This window comes from Propioniciclava flava (assembly GCF_004126535.1).
Lineage (GTDB): Bacteria > Actinomycetota > Actinomycetes > Propionibacteriales > Propionibacteriaceae > Propioniciclava > Propioniciclava flava.
In genome coordinates this window covers 174,260-190,771 of sequence record NZ_PPCV01000007.1, presented here as the reverse complement: position 1 = coordinate 190,771, position 16,512 = coordinate 174,260, and the positions used below count along the sequence as shown (strand labels likewise).

Genomic DNA, 16,512 nt, shown 5'->3' with positions numbered 1-16,512 from the left:
CATGGCCACGACCTCGATCCCATCGCGTCAAGCCTGGTCCCGCTCGGCCAGCCAGTCCTTGAACGCCTTCTTCGACCGACCTTCGACCACGTCCAGCAGGCGTGAGGGCCCGGTGCCGTCCCGGACCGGGGTGAGGTCGATGATCACGGTGACGTACTTGTCACCGCGCCGGGTGTGCCGCCACACGTGCTCATCGACCCCGACGACCTTGACACCGTCCAGGCGGGTAGGGTCCTCGATGAGCAGACGCCGGCCCTCAGCCAGGACCGCGTCGTGGGCGGTGTTCCACGCCACGCCCAGTCCTTCGGCAACTCGGGCCATCGACAGGTGGCCGACGACGATCCCGACCAGACCCCACCGCAGGCCGGCGCGGGAGATCTTGGCCCGCGGCGGCGCCGCAGCGGTGGTGTCCTGACGCCACACGTGCGAGCACTCCTTGCAGCGGTAGCGGCGCACGGTGAGCACCAGCGTGGTAGGGCACCACCCGAACGGCTCGTGCGCCAACTCCCTGCTCACCGTGTCACGGGGCACGCCCTGGCGCCCGCACCGCCTGCACCAGTCGTCCGGCTCCACGACCCGGCACGCCAGCACGGACCGGTCAGGCTCGAGCAGCTGGCCGGTGACCTCCAGACCGAGGCCGTCGAGGCGGGTGAAGGTAGTCAGGTCAGGGCGCGTGAAGGTAGCGTCAGGCACGTCGAGGTCTTCCGGACGGGTTGTGTGAGAACTCCCATCATCGGAAGACCTCGACCCTCACCCCGACACCGACGCGCCGCCCCAGGTCGCACCACAGCTACACCCTCATCTGTGAAGAGCCCCTGATCGTCGGAGGCACCACGGGAATCGGACGTGCCCTCGCCCAGCGATTCGTTGACGCGGGCAGCACGGTCGTTGTCGGCGGGCGCAACATCGAGCAGGTCGACGGCGTCGAGACGGTGCGCATCGACGTCACCGATGCGGCGTCGGTCGCTCAGGCGCGCGATGAGGTGCTGGCGAAGCACCCCGAGCTCGACGTCGTCGTGACGATGTCGGGGGTCATGCTCACTGAGGACCTGCGCGACCCGGACCACATCGCCCAGGCCGAGACCACGATCTCGGTGAACCTGCTCGGCACGATCCGCGTGATCGATGCGTTCACCCCGCACCTGCTCGGCCGTGGCGCCGGTGACATCATCACCGTTTCCTCGGGCATCGGCTTCCTGCCGTTCCCGCTCATGGCGACGTACGGCGCCTCGAAGGCGGCCGTGCACTCGTACACCGAATCGCTACGCGCGCACCTCGCTGGAACTGGTATCGCTGTGACCGAGCTGATCCCGCCGGCCGTCGCTAACGCCGGCCAGGAGAAGCTCAACCCGAATGCTCTGCCTATGGGCGACTTCCTCGACGAGGTCATCGGGCTGCTCACCCAGAACCCGACTCCGAAGGAGATCGTCGTCGAGCGCGCCAAGCCCCTCCGCTGGGCTGAGCACGACGACACCTACGAGGAGCTCCTCGCCGCTCGGTCCCAGTCGCTCAGTAATCTCTCCGGACGCTGAGCCGGAGCAGCAGCGTCCCGGGTCATCCGGGGCCGTCGCTTGTGGCGGCGAGGAGCGCAGTGATGGCGTCGCTGATCGGCGTGTGGATGTCGTGTCTGCGCGCGAGACGCGAGATGACGCCGTTGCGGATACCCCATTCGAGCGGCCGGCCGGCTTCTCGGTCGGTGAGGATCGACGTGCTCATATCAGCCGGGAAGGCCTGGAAGCGGGCCAGGATGGCAGCGGGCACGTCATCGCTCAGTGCTGCTCCTTCCGCATGCGAAACGGCCAGGCACTCTTTCAGATAGTCGAGAGTGAGGTCCGCGAAGTCAGGGCGGGTGAACACGCCGGCACGCCGACCGGTGAGCGCCATGAGCCCGGCAGCGGCATTCTGGAGAAGCTTGCGCCAGGCGAGAGTGGTGAAGTCGCCCGCGAGTTCGACCTGGCAGCGCGTGTCGCGCAGGACATCCGCGATGCGCTCCGCCTCCGGTGATGCGGGAAGCGTCAGCCGGGGCTCGCCCCGCAGGAGGATGGTGCCGTCTTCCTGCGACTGCGCCGGGAACCAGACGACCGCGGGGACGACCTCTACTCCCTCAGGAACATGGGGTCGAACGGCAGCGATCTGCTCGACGCCGTTCTGCAACACGCAGACCACGGTCCCGGGGGCGCACAAAGCACGCAGCCAGGGGGCTGCCGCCGCGGTCTGGGTGGCCTTGACCGCCAAGAAGAGCACATCCGCCTTCTCGGGCTGCGCAGCAGGATCGGTGCGCACGGGGCCGGGAACGACGATCCGGCGGTCGCCGTCGATCAGGGTGAGCTCTGTTCGCGGCGTGCGACCGTAGAGCGTCGGTGTGTTGCCTGCCTCATGTAGGAGTGCGGACACCGTCGTCCCGATGGCTCCCGGGCCCACGACTCCAACGCGCTTGCGCTCCCTGAAAGAACTCGGTTGCTGCTCTGTCACCATGCGCCAATGTTACGCTATTACCCATGGCAAGATCATCAAGTAACTCCGTTTCTACCGCCGAGGATCCGCTGCGCCGCTGGCTCGGAACGGTTCAGGCGCGGAGTGCGGGGCTGGTGGCAAGCGAGGCAAAGGTTGTCGACCTCGTGCTGGAGGACCCGTTGTTCGTGGGAAGGAGCACGACGGCGCAAGTCGCCGAGCGAGCAGGGGTCTCGGCACCAAGCGTGATCCGTGCCGCCCGCGCAATCGGTTTCTCGGGCTTCGCTGAACTGAAGCTGGAAATCGCCCGCGCTCGCGGAACAGCGGAGTTCTTCGCCCCGCCACACACGCTCACGAGCACCGATTCGACGCGCACGATCATCGACACGACAGCGCGCACAGGGATCGACGCGCTCACCGCCCTCAGCGGCGCGATCGACCCGGACGCTCTCGACCAGGCGGTCTCTGCGATCCGTGGCGCGGGGCAACTCCTCGCCTATGGTGCGGGCCCATCGGCGACGGTCGCGGCCGATGTCGTGTTCCGGCTGCGTTCGCTGGGCGTGCGGACATCGGGGGTCGTCGATCACGAGTCCGCGATGATCGCGGCACGCCTGCTCGACTCCGGCGACGTCGTCGTCGCCGTCAGCTCGACCGGTCGCACCGACATGACCGTCGCGATCGCCGACGCCGCCGCGACCGCCGACGCGACCGTCATCGCCATCACCAACCAGTACGGCACACCACTCACCGATGTCTCCGCCGTCGCACTCGTCGTGGGCGGCGCGCCGCTGACGACGCAGATGGCCGCTGCCGGGAGCCGGCTGGCACAGCTTGTCGTCGTCGACGCTCTCGCAGCTGCATTGGCACTGCGCGATCCCGACCGTGTCTCGCGCGCGGAACGGGCCGGGATCGACCTGCCCGACATCACCTGATGCCACCAGTCACCGTTGCGATCGTCCTCGTCGCCGCAGTCGCCCACGCTGGCTGGAACCTCGTATCGAAGTATAAGAAAGGCGACACGCTGCTGTTCGTGGGCGCCTACACGACCGCTTCCGCGATCCTGTGTCTCCCTCTCGCGATCGGTGCCGCCGTCTCCGGTTCGCAACCGATCACCTGGGCCCTGGTCGCCGCTGCGGCCGTGTCCGCCGCCCTGCACCTGACGTACTCGCTCACCCTGCAGGCGGGCTACGACCGAGCAGACCTCGGAGTCGTCTATCCGATCGCTCGCGGCGTCGGGCCGCTGCTCACCATCGTGATCGCTATCTTCCTGCTCGGAGAACGCCCCACGGCGCTGGCGATCATCGGAGCGCTCGTTATCCTCGCAGGCATCCTCGTCGTCACGGGCAACCCCTTCCAGAGAACGGGCAGCCGCCCCCTCCGCGGCATCGCATGGGGTACTACCACCGGAGCCACGATCGCCGCCTACACGCTGTGGGACGCGTTCGCGATCGGCTCCATCGGGCTCGCACCCGTCAGTTACTACGCCGGCACGCTCGTCGTCCAGGTCGTATTCCTGGCTCCAGCCATCATCAGACGCCGCGCAGCGTTCGCGAACACCCTCCGCGTAAATCGCGCGCCTATCGCCGCGGTCGCAGTGCTGTCCCCGCTCGCGTACATCCTTGTGCTGACCGCAATGCAAACCTCACCCGTGGCACTCGTCGCGCCACTACGGGAGGCATCCATCGTGATCGGCGCGCTCCTCGCCTGGCGTCTCTTCGGCGAAGGACACCTCGCCCGGCGTCTGATCGGCGCCGTGATCGTACTTGCCGGCATTGCCGGCATCAGCCTGTAGTCGCAATGCCAGACCAGGTACGACTCAGCGACTTTCTCCGCGTTTGATCGCCTTTTCGCCGCTCTCAGCACCCGGTGCTGCGGCCTGAGCTCCAATGTCGCATCTCCAGCCTATGAGCGTGATTCGCGCGCGCTGCCGGATGTCGCCGTTCTGGTTCAGAGTTTGGTAGCCCACGGTGATCGATCCGCGACTGGGGTTACCCGCAAGTTTCGGACGGTTGGATTGGTTCAGGCGGCCCGTGTCAGGGCTGCCGCGTGTTGGGCTTCGAACTCGACTGGGGTCTGGTAGCCGATCGCTGAGTTGAGGCGCTTCGTGTTGTAGAAGTCGTAGATCCACTCCTCCACGCCCTGAATGGCCTGCTGGGGGGTGTCCCACTCGTAGCGGTCGTAGAACTCAGCCTTCAACACGGACCACTGGGGCCGGTAGGGCCGGGTCCACCTGTGCTTGATCTTCTCGCCGAGCGCCTCGGCGAAGACGTGGGATCGGTAGCAGGCGCCGTTGTCGGTCATCACCGCGGTGACACTCACGCCGAGGTCGCGAAGAACGCGTTCGCGCGTTCCCAGAACCGGGCCGCGGTCTGTTTGCGTTGGTCGTCGAGGATCTCCGAATAGGCGACCCTGGAGTGGTCGTCCACGCCGTGATGGAGGTATCGGTAGCCGCGTGAGCCCGCCCCCACCGAGGCCATCAACGGACGGCTCGACTCCCCCGTGCGCTTCGCTCCAAACGGGAGGTACCCCCAGCCTCCGCGCAACCGCCCTCGGCTTCCAGAACCTGACTCACTACATCGCGAGGAATCTGCTCAAAGCCGGAGGATTCAGACCCACCTACACCCTCGTTCGTGAAGAGCCCCTTATGCGGAGCGTCCTCGCAGGCGACGACGGGCACCCACCGGTGTGGGTGCCCGTCGCGAAGGAGAGTTACTGCTGGGGCGGCTGGCCGTAGGACGGCGGCTGATACCCCTGCTGCTGAGGCGCCTGAGGCGGTTGGCCGTAGGACGGCGGCTGATACCCCTGCTGCTGAGGAATCTGCGGCGCCTGCTGCGGGTTCGGCAGTTGCGGCGCGGCGGCGGGGGGAATCTGGCCCGGCTGCTGCGGCTCATCGCCTCGATAGGCGATCTCGCCAAAGCTCACATCAGGTGCGCGACGCACCTCAGGATCGTTCACCTCGAAGTAGGTGGCCTTCTCGAAGTGGAACGCGTTGGCGATCAGGTTCGTGGGGACCGACTCGGTGCGCGTGTTGTAGTTGCGGACGTTGGCGTTGTAGTAGCGCCGCCCGGCCGCGATCCGGTCCTCGGTCTCAGCCAGGGCCCGCTGCAATTCCAGGAAGTTCTGGTTGCTCTTCAACTCCGGGTAGGCCTCGACGCTCACCATGAGGCCACGCACGGCGGAGCTCAGTTGCTCCTCCGCCTCGGCCCTGGCCTCCGACGGCGCCGCGCCCCCTTCGTGGGCGGCGATCTGCTGCGCCTGGGCGCGCAGGCGAACGACGCCCTCCAACGTGTTGCGCTCGTGTGCGGCATAGCCGCGCACCGTCTCGACCAGGTTCGGGATCAACTCGTAGCGGCGGTTCAGCTCGACATCGACCTGACGCCACGATTCCTGAATGAGGTTGCGCTCCTTGATGAAACCGTTGTACGCGGTCAGGCCCCAGACGCCGACGGCGATCACGACGACGAGCAAAAGGATGAGGATGAACTCCATGGCCGACACCCTAGCGGCAGATCATCGGAGGGCCCATGGGCCTGGACGCGCTGAGGGAAGAATCCGGGTCGCCCCGGCTCCGCTCCTAGTCCAGTCCCAGATCGGCCAGGCTGACCGCGAAACGGTACGGCAGCCCCGCCGCCTCGATACGCTCCCGGACGCCCGTGTCGCGATCCACGATGGTGGCCACCCCGGCGACGATGCCCCCGGCCTCCTGGACGGCCTCGACCGCCTGCATCACCGAACCACCCGTCGTGGACGTGTCCTCGACCACGAGGACGCGGCGGCCAGCTACCTCCGTGCCCTCGATGCGACGCTGCAAGCCGTGCGCCTTCGACTCCTTGCGGACGACGAACGCGTCCACGCGCTGACCGGCGGCCGCAGCAGCGTGCAGCATGGCGACGGCGACCGGGTCGGCGCCCAGCGTCAGCCCGCCAGCGGCCTCGAACTCCCAGTCGGCAACCAGGTCGCGCATGACTCGCCCGACGATCGGAGCGGCCGCACCGTCGAGGGTCACCCGCCGCAGGTCGACGTAGTAGTTGGCCTCCTTGCCCGAGGCAAGCGTGACGCGTCCGTGGACGACGGCCAGGTTCGTGATGTGTTCGATCAGGGCGCTGCGATCCGACATGCCGTTCAGCCTAACGCCGTGAGCCGGGTGGGTTCAGCGCTTCTCGCTGGCGTCCACCAGGGTCGCGAAGGCGACCGTGCGGGAGTCCGATCCGATCAGGCCCTGCGCGGTGGTCAGCGTGAGGGTGGCCACCGTCGGCTTCTCCTCGGGGCGCCCAGGCACCGGCTGAATCACCCAGGTGTCGCTGCGCCCAACCGTCGCCACGCCCGGATCGGCGTCGACGCGGTAGGTGAACCGACGCGTCCCCGTCTCGATGAGGATGTCGTCGCCTGGCGCCAACCGGGACAACCCGGCGAACGGACCCGCCACCCCGGCGTGTCCCGCGACGGCGAACGTGCCCAGCTCACCGGGGGCGGCCGTGCCGGGATACCAGCCGACGCCCTGGGTGAGGGATGCGGGATCGGCGCCGACGACCACCGGCCAGGGCGTCGTGCCGAGAGCCGGAATCGTCAGGAGAGCGACCGCTTGCGTGCTGAGCGGATCGGGGGTCGTGTCGTGGCCGTTGCGCCAGCGCTCCTGCAGCGCGGCGACCGAACGTCCAGCCGCCCCCGGATCCACGGGCGGACGCAGGATCAGGTCGTAGACGCTCCAACCAAAGGCGCCCAACGCCGCCACCAACACCAGGAGCCCCACCACCAAGACCGGTCGACGCGGCCGCACCGAACGTGCGCGCTCGGGCACGGCTCGGTCGTCAGTCACGGGCTCAGTATGCCAGCGGCGTCAGGAGAACCAGGTGCCGGAGCGTGGCACGGGGGACGCCTGCGCGTCGGCGTCCGAGAAGGGTTCCGCGTCCCCGATCCAGTCCACGACGTCGCGCCCGGCAAGGAACCGGTACGGGAACGCGGCCCGCGCTGCGGTGCGCGACAGGTCAGTGGCGGGCAATGCTCCCGTTGAGGCGATCACGACGAGATTGCCGAAGCGGCGCCCCTTCCACACGGGCGTCTCCGCGCTCACCACCAGGGAACGATGCGTGGCCCGCACTCCCGCCACGAACCGGCGCGCCCACGCGAAGGGCGCCCGATCGGTGATGTTGGCGCAGAACACTGCCTGGGGGCGCCTGCGCGCCGCCACCTCGTCGAAGAACTCCACCGTCGCCAGGCTGGGCGGGACGCGAGCGCCGTCGAAGGCGTCCAGGACGAGGGCGTCGATGTAGTCGGGCGGCATGGCCTCCAGCCCGCTGCGGCCATCGATCGTGCGCACTTTGATGCCTGAGCCCCGCGGCAGCGGCATGACGCGCCGGACATCCTCGATCAGGTCGGCGTCCGGTTCGCACACGATCTGGGCGGTGCCCGGACGGCGGGCGGCCACGTAGCGCGGGATCGTCAACCCGCCACCGCCCAGATGGACGACGCGGAGGCGTTCCTCGGTTGGACGCGCCACGACGGTCGCGTCCAGTGCTTCACAGATCCGCTGAACGTACTCGAACTCCAGGTGCAACGGGTCGTCGGGAACCACCCAGGACTGGGCGGTGTCCCCGGCCATCACCGTGAAAGTACCCACATGGAAAGGGTCGGACTCGATGCGCGCCCGGTGAGCACCCGTGCCGGTCACGAAGCGGTGAGGAACGCCAGCAAAGCGGCGTTGAACTCGTCCTTGTGGCTGACGTTGATGCCGTGCGGCCCGTGATCGATCTCGACCAACGTTGCCCCGGGAATCAGTTCCGCCGTCCGCGCGCCGGAGTGGGCGAACGGCACGGTGTTGTCGGCGTTGCCGTGGATGACCAGGGTGGGCACCTTCACGCGGGCGATGTCGGCGCGCAGGTCGGTCGCCCACGCGACGATCGAATCCTGCAAGGCCGTATCGGACGCGTGCGCCGCCAGGGCGAGGGCGGCGTCGAACTCGGCCTGCGTCACGGCCAGGGTGGTGGGATTGCTGAAGTACCCGGTCAGGAAGGTGGGCAGGAAGGCGTCCCGGTCACCGCGGCACTGCTCCCGTAGCCCCATGAATCCGGCCAGCGGCATGGCCCCATCCGGGTTGTCGGGCGTCACGCACAGCGCGGGAGTGATGGAGGACGCGAACACCGCACCGGCCACCCGCTCGTCGCCGTAGCGTCCGAGATACCGGGCGACCTCGCCGCCGCCCATCGAGTAGCCGACGAGGACTGCCTGCGTCAGGTCGAGTTGGGTGAGGACTTCGTTCAGGTCGGCCGCGAAGGTGTCGTAGTCGTACCCGGTGGGGGCCTTGTCGGAGCGCCCGAACCCGCGGCGGTCGTAAGCGATGACGCGGAACCCCGCGTTGACGAGGGCCGGGATCTGCTCGGCCCAGGCCTCGTGCGACATCGGCCAGCCGTGGATCAGCACCACCGGCTGCCCCGAGCCCCCGGAGTCGCGGTAGTAGAGCTGGATCGGGCTTTCCCCGGGAACGGTCAGATACGCCATCGTCTCTCCTCCTGCGCGGTGTTTCTCCGACGCCCCCTCTGCGGCGTCACGATGAGCCTACCGAGCGACGGTCGCCCCCGCCGAGGGCTGAAGGAGGAGACCTCCAGCCCCGGCGAGGGTGACCGCCACGCGTCGGCGTCTGGCGCCGTTTCCCCGAGGATTATTCGACGATGGCCAGACCGTCGCCGCCCTCGGTCACATCGAAGGTGACCGTCTGCCCTTCGTGGAGGCGTCCCGACAGCATCGCGCGAGCCAGGCCGTCCTCGATCGTCGTCTGGATCAGACGCTTCAGCGGACGTGCACCGTACACCGGGTCGAAACCCGTGCGCGCCAGCCAGGCCTTCGCGGCATCGGTGACCGTCAAGGTGATCCGACGATCGGTCAGTCGTGCGGCCACGCGGGCCAACTGGATGTCGACGATGTGCACCAGGTTCTCCTGGGTCAGCGGGTCGAACATCACGATGTCGTCGAGCCGGTTCAGGAACTCAGGCTTGAAGGACGCCCGCACGATCTCCATGACGGCCTCCTTGCGCTTCTCGACCGGCATCGAGGTGTCGGCAAGGAACTGCGAACCGAGGTTCGAGGTCATGATCAAGATGACGTTGCGGAAGTCGACCGTGCGGCCCTGGCCGTCGGTCAGACGGCCGTCGTCGAGCACCTGCAGCAGGATGTTGAACACGTCGGGGTGCGCCTTCTCGACCTCGTCCAGCAGCACCACCGAGTACGGACGCCGACGCACGGCCTCGGTGAGCTGGCCGCCCTCCTCGTAGCCGACGTAGCCGGGAGGGGCCCCGACGAGCCGGGAGACAGTGTGCTTCTCGCCGTACTCCGACATGTCGATGCGCACCATGGCGCGCTCGTCGTCGAAGAGGAACTCCGCCAGCGACTTGGCCAGCTCGGTCTTGCCGACGCCGGTTGGGCCCAGGAACAGGAACGAGCCGGTGGGACGGTTCGGGTCGCTGATCCCAGCACGGGAACGGCGCACGGCATCGGAGACGACGCGGATCGCCTGCTCCTGCCCGGTAAGGCGGTGGCCCAACTCCTGCTCCATCCGCATGAGCTTCTCCGACTCGCCCTGCATCATTCGACCCACCGGGATGCCGGTCCAACTCGAGATGATCTCGGCGATGTCCTCGCTGGAGACCTCGTCGGCCACCATCGGCGTGGCCTGGCTCGCTTCGGAGGCCTTCTCCAACTCGCTTTCCAAGCTCGGAATCTGGCCGTACAGGATCTCAGCGGCACCCGTCAGGTCGCCTTCGCGCTGACGCTTGTCGGCCTCGGCTCGCAACTGGTCGATCTCGGTCTTGATGTCCCCGACGCGGTTGAGGCCCTGCTTCTCGGCCTCCCAGCGCTGCTCCAGGCCGCGCAGTTCCTCCTTGGCGTCGGCGATCTCGGCGGCCAGACGGTCGCGGCGCTCCACGCTCGCGGCGTCCTCCTCCTTCTGCAAAGCGAACTGCTCCATCGTCATGCGGTCCACCTGACGGCGAAGCTGATCGATCTCTTCGGGGCTGGAGTCGATCTCCATGCGCAACCGCGACGCAGCCTCATCAATCAGGTCGATGGCCTTGTCGGGGAGCTGACGGCTGGTGATGTAGCGGTTGGAGAGCTGTGCGGCGGCCACCAGAGCACCGTCGGTGATGCGCACCTTGTGGTGCGCCTCGTAGCGTTCCCGCAGCCCGCGCAGGATCGCGATGGTGTCCTCCACAGAGGGTTCGCCGACGAACACCTGCTGGAAGCGGCGCTCCAAGGCCGGATCCTTCTCGATGTGCTCGCGGTACTCGTCCAGCGTCGTCGCGCCGATGAGGCGCAACTCGCCGCGGGCCAGCATCGGCTTGAGCATGTTGCCCGCGTCCATCGCTCCCTCGCCGGAGGCACCCGCACCGACGACGGTGTGCAACTCGTCGATGAACGTGATGATCTGGCCCTCGGAGTCCTTGATCTCGTTGAGGACCGCCTTGAGGCGCTCCTCGAACTCGCCGCGGTACTTCGCCCCGGCAACCATGGAGGCCAGGTCCAAGGAGACGACGCGCCGGTTCTTCAGCGAGTCGGGGACGTCTTGCTCGATGACGCGCTGGGCGAGCCCCTCGACCACGGCCGTCTTGCCGACGCCCGGCTCACCGATCAGGACCGGGTTGTTCTTGGTCCGGCGGCTCAGCACCTGCACGACGCGACGAATCTCGGAGTCGCGGCCGATGACCGGATCCAGCTTGCCCTCGCGGGCCCGCTCGGTCAGATCAATGGAGTACTTGTCGAGCGCGGACTCCCCACCCTCGGACTCCGCCGACGTGACGCGCTTGTCGCCACGCGCCTCGTTGAAGGCGGCCGTCAGCTTCTCGGGGGTGACCTGTGCGCGAGAGAGGATCTGGCGGGCATCGGATTCGATGGCGGCCAGCGCGATCAAGAGGTGCTCGGTGGTGACGAAATCGTCGCCCATCTGGGCTGCACGCGTTTCGGCGTCGGCCAAGACGCGAGCGAGCGCACCGGAGAGGGTCGGCTGGGACACCGACGATCCGGTCGAACTGGGCAGCTTGTCGATGGCCTGTTGCGCGGCGGCGTCCAGGGCCGACGGGTTGGCGCCCACGCTTTCCAGCAAGGGGCCGACGGTGTTATCGGGCACCATCAGTAGCCCGTGGAGGAGGTGACTGGGCTCGGCTTGGGGGTTGCCCTGCGTGAGCGCGTTGCGCAGCGCAGCGCTGACGGCGTCACGGCTCTTGGTCGTCAGTTTCTCGGTGTCCGCAGCAGTCCTTTCAGGGGTGGTGGAAGAAGTTGAGTTCACTAGACTCAACCCCGGTGACCGCTCCAGTATTCCAGAGGATGCCCTCGCGCGCGCCCCACGGATGAGGCCTCCCGGCTCCGAACCTGACAGGCTGGGAGGTATGGGTTGGTTCGTGTGGACGCCGATGATCCTCGGGGTGGTCGCCTTCGCCTGGGGGCTGTGGCGCATGATCACCGACGGACGGCGCATCCTGTACGGGGTGGCCCTCGTCGGCGGATTCGGGCTCGCCCTGTTCTGCGGCCTGGTGATCGCAGCCGAGCAGGGGCACCTCATCCCCCTGGCGATCTTCTTGATGCTGTGCGCCCTCGTCCCGGTACTCAGCTATCCCGTGTTGGCGGTTTTCCTCCTCGCCAACGGCGTCACGATGCTGCGCAAAGAGAGCCTGTCGCTCGGCAACGCGCTCTCGTTGCTGGCAGGCCTGGGCATGGTGGGCCTGGTGTTGATGGTCTTTGTGCCCTGGCCAGACGCGTGGGGCACCACGACCCGCCTGGTCCTGGTGAGCCTGACCTTCCTCGTCTTGACCCTCGCTGGCTACGTGGCGACCTGCTTTGCCGCCTTCTGGGCCACCTCGCTGCTGTCGAGCCGCCTGACGGCGCTGCAACGCCCCGAAGCCATCATCGTGCTCGGGGCGGGCCTGCTGGACGGGGATCGTGTGCCCCCGCTCCTGGCCGGACGCCTCCGCAAGGCCCGGGAGGTCCAGCAACGCTTCGTCCCGCCCCCCGTCCTGATCCCCAGCGGTGGCCAAGGCGCGGACGAGACGGTTCCCGAGGGGGTGGCGATGGGCCACTTCCTCGTCGCCGCAGGCTCCCCCACTGACCTGGTTCTCCCCGAGACCGCCTCGCGCACCACCCGAGAGAACCTGCAACTCTCGCGCCGCCTCCTGCCCTCCCCGGACGCCCCGGTGATCGTCGTGACGAGCAACTATCACGCGCTCCGTGCGGGCATGCTGACGCGCTCGTTCGGCCTCAACGCTCGCGTCGTGGGCGCCCCCACCGCGGGCTACTACTACCCCAGCGCCCTGATCCGGGAGTTCGTCGCGGTCATGGCCGAGCACCGCCGGTGGCATCTGGTGGTCGTCGGTCTGATCCTGGCCTGTTACGTCCCGCTCCTGGCCCTGGCGCTGGTCACCTCATAGAGGCCAGCCCGGGCGGCGGGTGCGCATGGGCCGCTGGGTAGGGTGAGCCCGTGAGTGATCTGACACCGCTGTCCCTGCCCGCACCTGAGGGTCAGGCCTACCTCGCCTGGTTGACCGATTCCTGCGCCGCCGCCTTGGATGCGGCCCGTAGCGGGGCGGACCGCCTCAAGACCGAGACGCCGAGTTCGGCGCAGGCCGTCCTGGAAGCCTGGAACGACATCGACATTGCGCTGGGGTCCGTCGCGGCCCGCTGCGAACTGTTCAGCGAGGTCCATCCCGACCTTGCCGTCCGCGAGCAAGCGGACGCGTTGGCGCAGCAGGCCCGCAGCCTGGCCACCCAGTTGGGTCTGGACACGGAGTTGTACGCCGTGTTCTCCGGCCTGGATGCCAGCGATCTGGACGCCGAGGCGTCCCGCCTGCTGGAGCATGTGGTGCGGTCCTTCCGCCGTTCCGGCGTGGCCACCGATGAGCAGACGCGCGCCCGGATCACCGAGATCCGCGATCGGCTCACCGTGGTGGGTCAGCAGTTCGCCAAGACCATCCGCGAGGGCACCCGCACGATCCGCGTCCGGCCCGAGCAACTCGACGGGCTGCCGCAGGATTGGATCGACGCTCACCCTGCCGATGACGAGGGCTGGGTGAGCGTCACCACCGACTACCCCGACGCCCTTCCTTTCCGCACGTTCGCGCATGACGCGCAGGCGCGTCGCGACCTGTCGATCGCCTCCCTCACGATCGGCTACCCCGACAACGTGCCTGCCCTCCACGAGATCTTCGGGCTGCGCGCGGAACTGGCGCAGTTGCTGGGGTACGCGAGTTGGCCCGACTACGACGCGGAGGTGAAAATGATCGGGTCCGGCGACGCGATCGCCGCCTTCATCGACAAGATCGCCGACGCCGCCGACGCGCCCGCCCACCGCGACGTGGCCGTCCTGCTGGAGCGCTTGCGTCGCGACCATCCTGAGGCTGAGCGCGTCGAGTCCAGCGATGCCGCCTACTACGCCGAAGTCCACCGCCGTGAAGAACTCGATGTGGACGCCCAGGTCGTGCGCACGTACTTCGATTTCGCCAAGGTGCGGGCCGGGCTGCTGAAGGTCACCGGGCGTCTCTTCGGGCTGACGTACACCCCGCGCGCCGATGCGCCGGTCTGGCACGAGGCCGTCACCGCCTACGACGTGACTCGCATGGCCGACGGGGAACTCTTGGGCCGCATCTACCTGGATCTGCACCCCCGCGAGGGCAAGTTCAAGCATGCTGCCCAGTTCACCTTGGTCGGTGGCGTGTCGCAGGTGCAACTCCCCGAGGGCGCCCTCGTGTGCAACCTGCCGACGGGGCTGATGGAGCACGACGATGTCGTCACCTTGTTCCACGAGTTCGGGCACCTGGTCCATCACCTCGTGGGCGGGCACCAGCGCTGGGCCGAGTTTTCCGGGGTCGCGACGGAATGGGACTTCGTCGAGGCTCCCAGCCAAATGCTGGAGGAGTGGGCCTGGGACGCCGACGTGCTGCGCAGCTTCGCCACGAACGCCGCCGGCGAGCCCATCCCCGCCGCACTGGTGGCCCGGATGCGTGAGGCCGAGGATTTCGGGAAGGGCTACTTCGCCCGCACCCAGATGTTCTACGCGGCGCTGTCGTACTACCTGCACCTGGAGAATCCCGACGATGTGGTGGCACGGACCGCGGAGCTTCAAGCTCGCTACTCCCTGTTCCCGTACCTGCCCGGCACCTGCATGCCGACCAGCTTTGGTCACCTCGACGGGTACGGCTCGGGCTACTACACCTACATGTGGTCCCTGGTGATCGCTAAGGACCTGTTCAGCGCGTTCAACGCCGACGACCTGTTCGATGAGCGCGTCGCGACGCGCTACCGCGACACGGTGCTGGCCCCCGGCGGCAGCCGTGACGCGGCGGATCTCGTCGCCACGTTCCTCGGGCGCCCGTTCTCCTTCGACGCGTACGCGGCCTGGCTGGCCCGCTGACGACACACGCGCAGGCGCCCGGGCTGTTGCTGCCCGGGCGCCTGCGCGTTGGTCATCGTTGAGGGGACCGCGCCGGCTTAGCGGCTGCGGCGCTGAGCGCGACCAGCCGACGCCGAGAACGCCGCCGCGCCGCGCGTCGAGCCCGCCGGGCTGGCGCTCGAGGCGCCTCCCCCACGTCGCGAGGTGCCTGCGCTGCTGCGCTGCGCGCCCGCGTTCGAGGATCCTCCGGAGCGTCCGCGCGTCGACGCACCACCACGACCACCCGTGGAACGCTGCTCGCCTCCGCGGGTGCCCGACGTGCCGTGTCCGGTCGCCCCGCCGCGTCCACCGCGCCCACGCCCACCGCCACTTCGGCGGTTGCCGCCGCCTTGCTGTTGCTGCTGCACCGGGGCGCTCGGCGTCCGCTCGACCACCTCGGCAGCACTCATGAGGTGACGCTCGCCGGGAGCCAGCGAGTGCAGGATCTCGGGGGTCGCCTCGCTGATCTGCGGGGTGATCTTCGCTGCGCGCATGAGCCCGCGCACGTCGCCGCGTTGATCGGGGGTCGCGATCGTTACGACCGTACCCGCGTGCCCGGCCCGCGCGGTGCGTCCGGAGCGGTGCAGGTACGCCTTGTGCTCGGTGGGCGGATCGGCGTGCACCACGAGGGCGACGTCATCGACGTGAATCCCGCGGGCCGCGATATCGGTGGCCACGAGGGTCTCCACGCGTCCGGAGCCGAATGCCTCCAAGTGGCGCGTCCGGGCGTTCTGGTTGAGGTTGCCGTGCAGGTCCACCGCCGGGATGCCGCGCGCCACGAGTTGCTTGGCGAGCTTCTTGGCGCCGTGCTTGGTGCGGGTGAACACGATGGTGCGCCCGGGGGCTGCGGTGAGATCGGCGACGACATCGAGGCGTTCGGCAGGGCTCACCGTCAAAACGTGGTGCTGCATGGTCGCGACCGGGGACTGCGCGGAGTCGGCCTCGTGCACGACGGGGTCGTGGAGGAACTGCTTGACCAGCACGTTGACGGCGTTGTCGAGGGTGGCGGAGAACAACAGCCGCTGCGAACGATTCGGCGTCGCGGCGAGGATCTTCTTCACCCCCGGCAGGAAGCCCATATCGCTCATGTGGTCGGCCTCGTCGATGACGGTGACCATCACATCGCTGAGCGCCAGGTGGCCCTGGTCACGCAGGTCGAGGAGGCGTCCGGGCGTGGCGACGAGAATGTCGACGCCGTCACGCAGCGCCCGCACCTGCGGATTCTGGTTCACCCCACCGAAGATGGTCAGCAGGCTGAGCCGGTCGGCCGCAGCGAGCGGACGCAGAGAGTCGGCGATCTGCGCCGCGAGTTCACGGGTGGGGGCGAGCACGAGGGCACGCGGGCGCCCCGGCGCCGGACGCCGCCGCTCAGCTGCCAGGCGCGCCACCACGGGCAGCGCGAAGGCGAAGGTCTTACCCGAGCCGGTGCGTCCGCGGCCGAGCACGTCGCGTCCGGCCAGGGAGTCGGGCAGCGTGGCCGCTTGGATGGGGGTGGGGGTGTCGATGTCGAACGTGGCCAGCACGTCGACGAGGTTGGTCGGCACGCCAAGGCGTGCGAAAGGTGACGTCATATTCCTGATTCCTGGGCGTCTCGCCCGGCGCGCTCGGCAGGATCCGATCCGGTGACCGGTGCGGCGCGACCAGCGATCCACGATGGA

General features: G+C 68.4%; 14 protein-coding genes and 1 pseudogene. 5 read left to right on the top strand and 10 right to left on the bottom strand.

Annotated elements, in window-relative coordinates:
• Positions 1-30: 30 nt before the first annotated feature.
• A pseudogene (locus C1706_RS11240) lies at positions 31-693 on the bottom strand (transposase); the annotation flags it as partial.
• Between the two features lie 20 nt (positions 694-713).
• Between C1706_RS11240 and C1706_RS11235 the strand changes: the two are divergent.
• Positions 714-1,532, top strand: coding sequence for an SDR family oxidoreductase (locus tag C1706_RS11235; protein WP_241653545.1), 819 nt, complete (start codon positions 714-716; stop codon positions 1,530-1,532).
• A 22-nt stretch (positions 1,533-1,554) separates the two neighbouring features.
• Here C1706_RS11235 and C1706_RS11230 read toward each other — a convergent pair whose 3' ends face one another.
• Positions 1,555-2,475 (bottom strand): oxidoreductase, encoded by a 921-nt coding sequence (locus C1706_RS11230; RefSeq protein ID WP_013162141.1) that lies wholly within the window; start codon positions 2,473-2,475, stop codon positions 1,555-1,557.
• 23 nt (positions 2,476-2,498) lie between these two features.
• Between C1706_RS11230 and C1706_RS11225 the strand changes: the two genes are divergently transcribed.
• Together C1706_RS11225 and C1706_RS11220 are read left to right on the top strand one after the other, a co-directional pair.
• Entirely contained in the window at positions 2,499-3,383 is an 885-nt protein-coding gene (locus C1706_RS11225; protein WP_129459326.1) for a MurR/RpiR family transcriptional regulator, read from the top strand.
• Positions 3,383-4,243: an EamA family transporter gene (locus C1706_RS11220; protein ID WP_013162139.1), complete on the top strand. Its 861-nt coding sequence runs from the start codon at positions 3,383-3,385 to the stop codon at positions 4,241-4,243. The genes C1706_RS11225 and C1706_RS11220 overlap by 1 nt, the downstream gene beginning before the upstream one ends.
• A 227-nt stretch (positions 4,244-4,470) precedes the next feature.
• Here the strand turns inward: C1706_RS11220 and C1706_RS15045 are convergent, their stop codons facing one another.
• The 7 genes from C1706_RS15045 to clpB all read right to left on the bottom strand — a co-directional run bounded on the left by C1706_RS15045 (position 4,471) and on the right by clpB (position 11,668).
• The gene (locus C1706_RS15045) at positions 4,471-4,770 is read right to left on the bottom strand and encodes an IS3 family transposase (RefSeq protein WP_527251125.1); all 300 of its coding nucleotides are present in this window, start codon (positions 4,768-4,770) and stop codon (positions 4,471-4,473) included.
• Between the two features lie 390 nt (positions 4,771-5,160).
• Complete coding sequence (locus C1706_RS11205; protein WP_129459324.1) at positions 5,161-5,940, bottom strand: LemA family protein; 780 nt, start codon at positions 5,938-5,940, stop codon at positions 5,161-5,163.
• Between the two features lie 85 nt (positions 5,941-6,025).
• Positions 6,026-6,568, bottom strand: a complete 543-nt coding sequence (gene pyrE / locus C1706_RS11200) for an orotate phosphoribosyltransferase (RefSeq protein ID WP_129459323.1) — start codon at positions 6,566-6,568, stop codon at positions 6,026-6,028.
• A gap of 33 nt (positions 6,569-6,601) precedes the next feature.
• On the bottom strand, positions 6,602-7,267 hold the full coding sequence (locus C1706_RS11195; RefSeq protein ID WP_129459322.1) for a class E sortase: 666 nt from the start codon (positions 7,265-7,267) through the stop codon (positions 6,602-6,604).
• Between the two features lie 21 nt (positions 7,268-7,288).
• On the bottom strand, positions 7,289-8,068 hold the full coding sequence (locus C1706_RS11190; protein WP_241653544.1) for a spermidine synthase: 780 nt from the start codon (positions 8,066-8,068) through the stop codon (positions 7,289-7,291).
• A 47-nt stretch (positions 8,069-8,115) separates the two neighbouring features.
• Complete coding sequence (locus tag C1706_RS11185; RefSeq protein WP_129459321.1) at positions 8,116-8,946, bottom strand: alpha/beta fold hydrolase; 831 nt, start codon at positions 8,944-8,946, stop codon at positions 8,116-8,118.
• A gap of 160 nt (positions 8,947-9,106) precedes the next feature.
• Positions 9,107-11,668, bottom strand: a complete 2,562-nt coding sequence (clpB, locus tag C1706_RS11180; RefSeq protein WP_431830703.1) for an ATP-dependent chaperone ClpB — start codon at positions 11,666-11,668, stop codon at positions 9,107-9,109.
• Between the two features lie 154 nt (positions 11,669-11,822).
• Between clpB and C1706_RS11175 the strand changes: the two genes are divergently transcribed.
• Both C1706_RS11175 and C1706_RS11170 read left to right on the top strand, forming a co-directional pair.
• Positions 11,823-12,857 (top strand): YdcF family protein, encoded by a 1,035-nt coding sequence (locus C1706_RS11175; protein WP_164987533.1) that lies wholly within the window; start codon positions 11,823-11,825, stop codon positions 12,855-12,857.
• Between the two features lie 50 nt (positions 12,858-12,907).
• The gene (locus C1706_RS11170) at positions 12,908-14,836 is read left to right on the top strand and encodes a M3 family metallopeptidase (RefSeq protein WP_241653542.1); all 1,929 of its coding nucleotides are present in this window, start codon (positions 12,908-12,910) and stop codon (positions 14,834-14,836) included.
• 77 nt (positions 14,837-14,913) lie between these two features.
• Here C1706_RS11170 and C1706_RS11165 read toward each other — a convergent pair whose 3' ends face one another.
• Positions 14,914-16,425, bottom strand: a complete 1,512-nt coding sequence (locus C1706_RS11165; RefSeq protein WP_129459318.1) for a DEAD/DEAH box helicase — start codon at positions 16,423-16,425, stop codon at positions 14,914-14,916.
• Positions 16,426-16,512 lie beyond the last annotated feature (87 nt).

Bases quoted from the DNA above. Each gene is read 5' to 3' on its own strand.
- C1706_RS11225 (WP_129459326.1), top strand. From the start codon at position 2,499: ATGGCAAGATCATCAAGTAACTCCGTTTCTACCGCCGAGGATCCGCTG.
- C1706_RS11205 (WP_129459324.1), bottom strand. From the start codon at position 5,940: ATGGAGTTCATCCTCATCCTTTTGCTCGTCGTCGTGATCGCCGTCGGC.
- C1706_RS11185 (WP_129459321.1), bottom strand. From the start codon at position 8,946: ATGGCGTATCTGACCGTTCCCGGGGAAAGCCCGATCCAGCTCTACTAC.
- C1706_RS11165 (WP_129459318.1), bottom strand. From the start codon at position 16,425: ATGACGTCACCTTTCGCACGCCTTGGCGTGCCGACCAACCTCGTCGAC.
- C1706_RS11230 (WP_013162141.1), bottom strand. From the start codon at position 2,475: ATGGTGACAGAGCAGCAACCGAGTTCTTTCAGGGAGCGCAAGCGCGTT.
- C1706_RS11175 (WP_164987533.1), top strand. From the start codon at position 11,823: ATGGGTTGGTTCGTGTGGACGCCGATGATCCTCGGGGTGGTCGCCTTC.
- pyrE (WP_129459323.1), bottom strand. From the start codon at position 6,568: ATGTCGGATCGCAGCGCCCTGATCGAACACATCACGAACCTGGCCGTC.
- C1706_RS11220 (WP_013162139.1), top strand. From the start codon at position 3,383: ATGCCACCAGTCACCGTTGCGATCGTCCTCGTCGCCGCAGTCGCCCAC.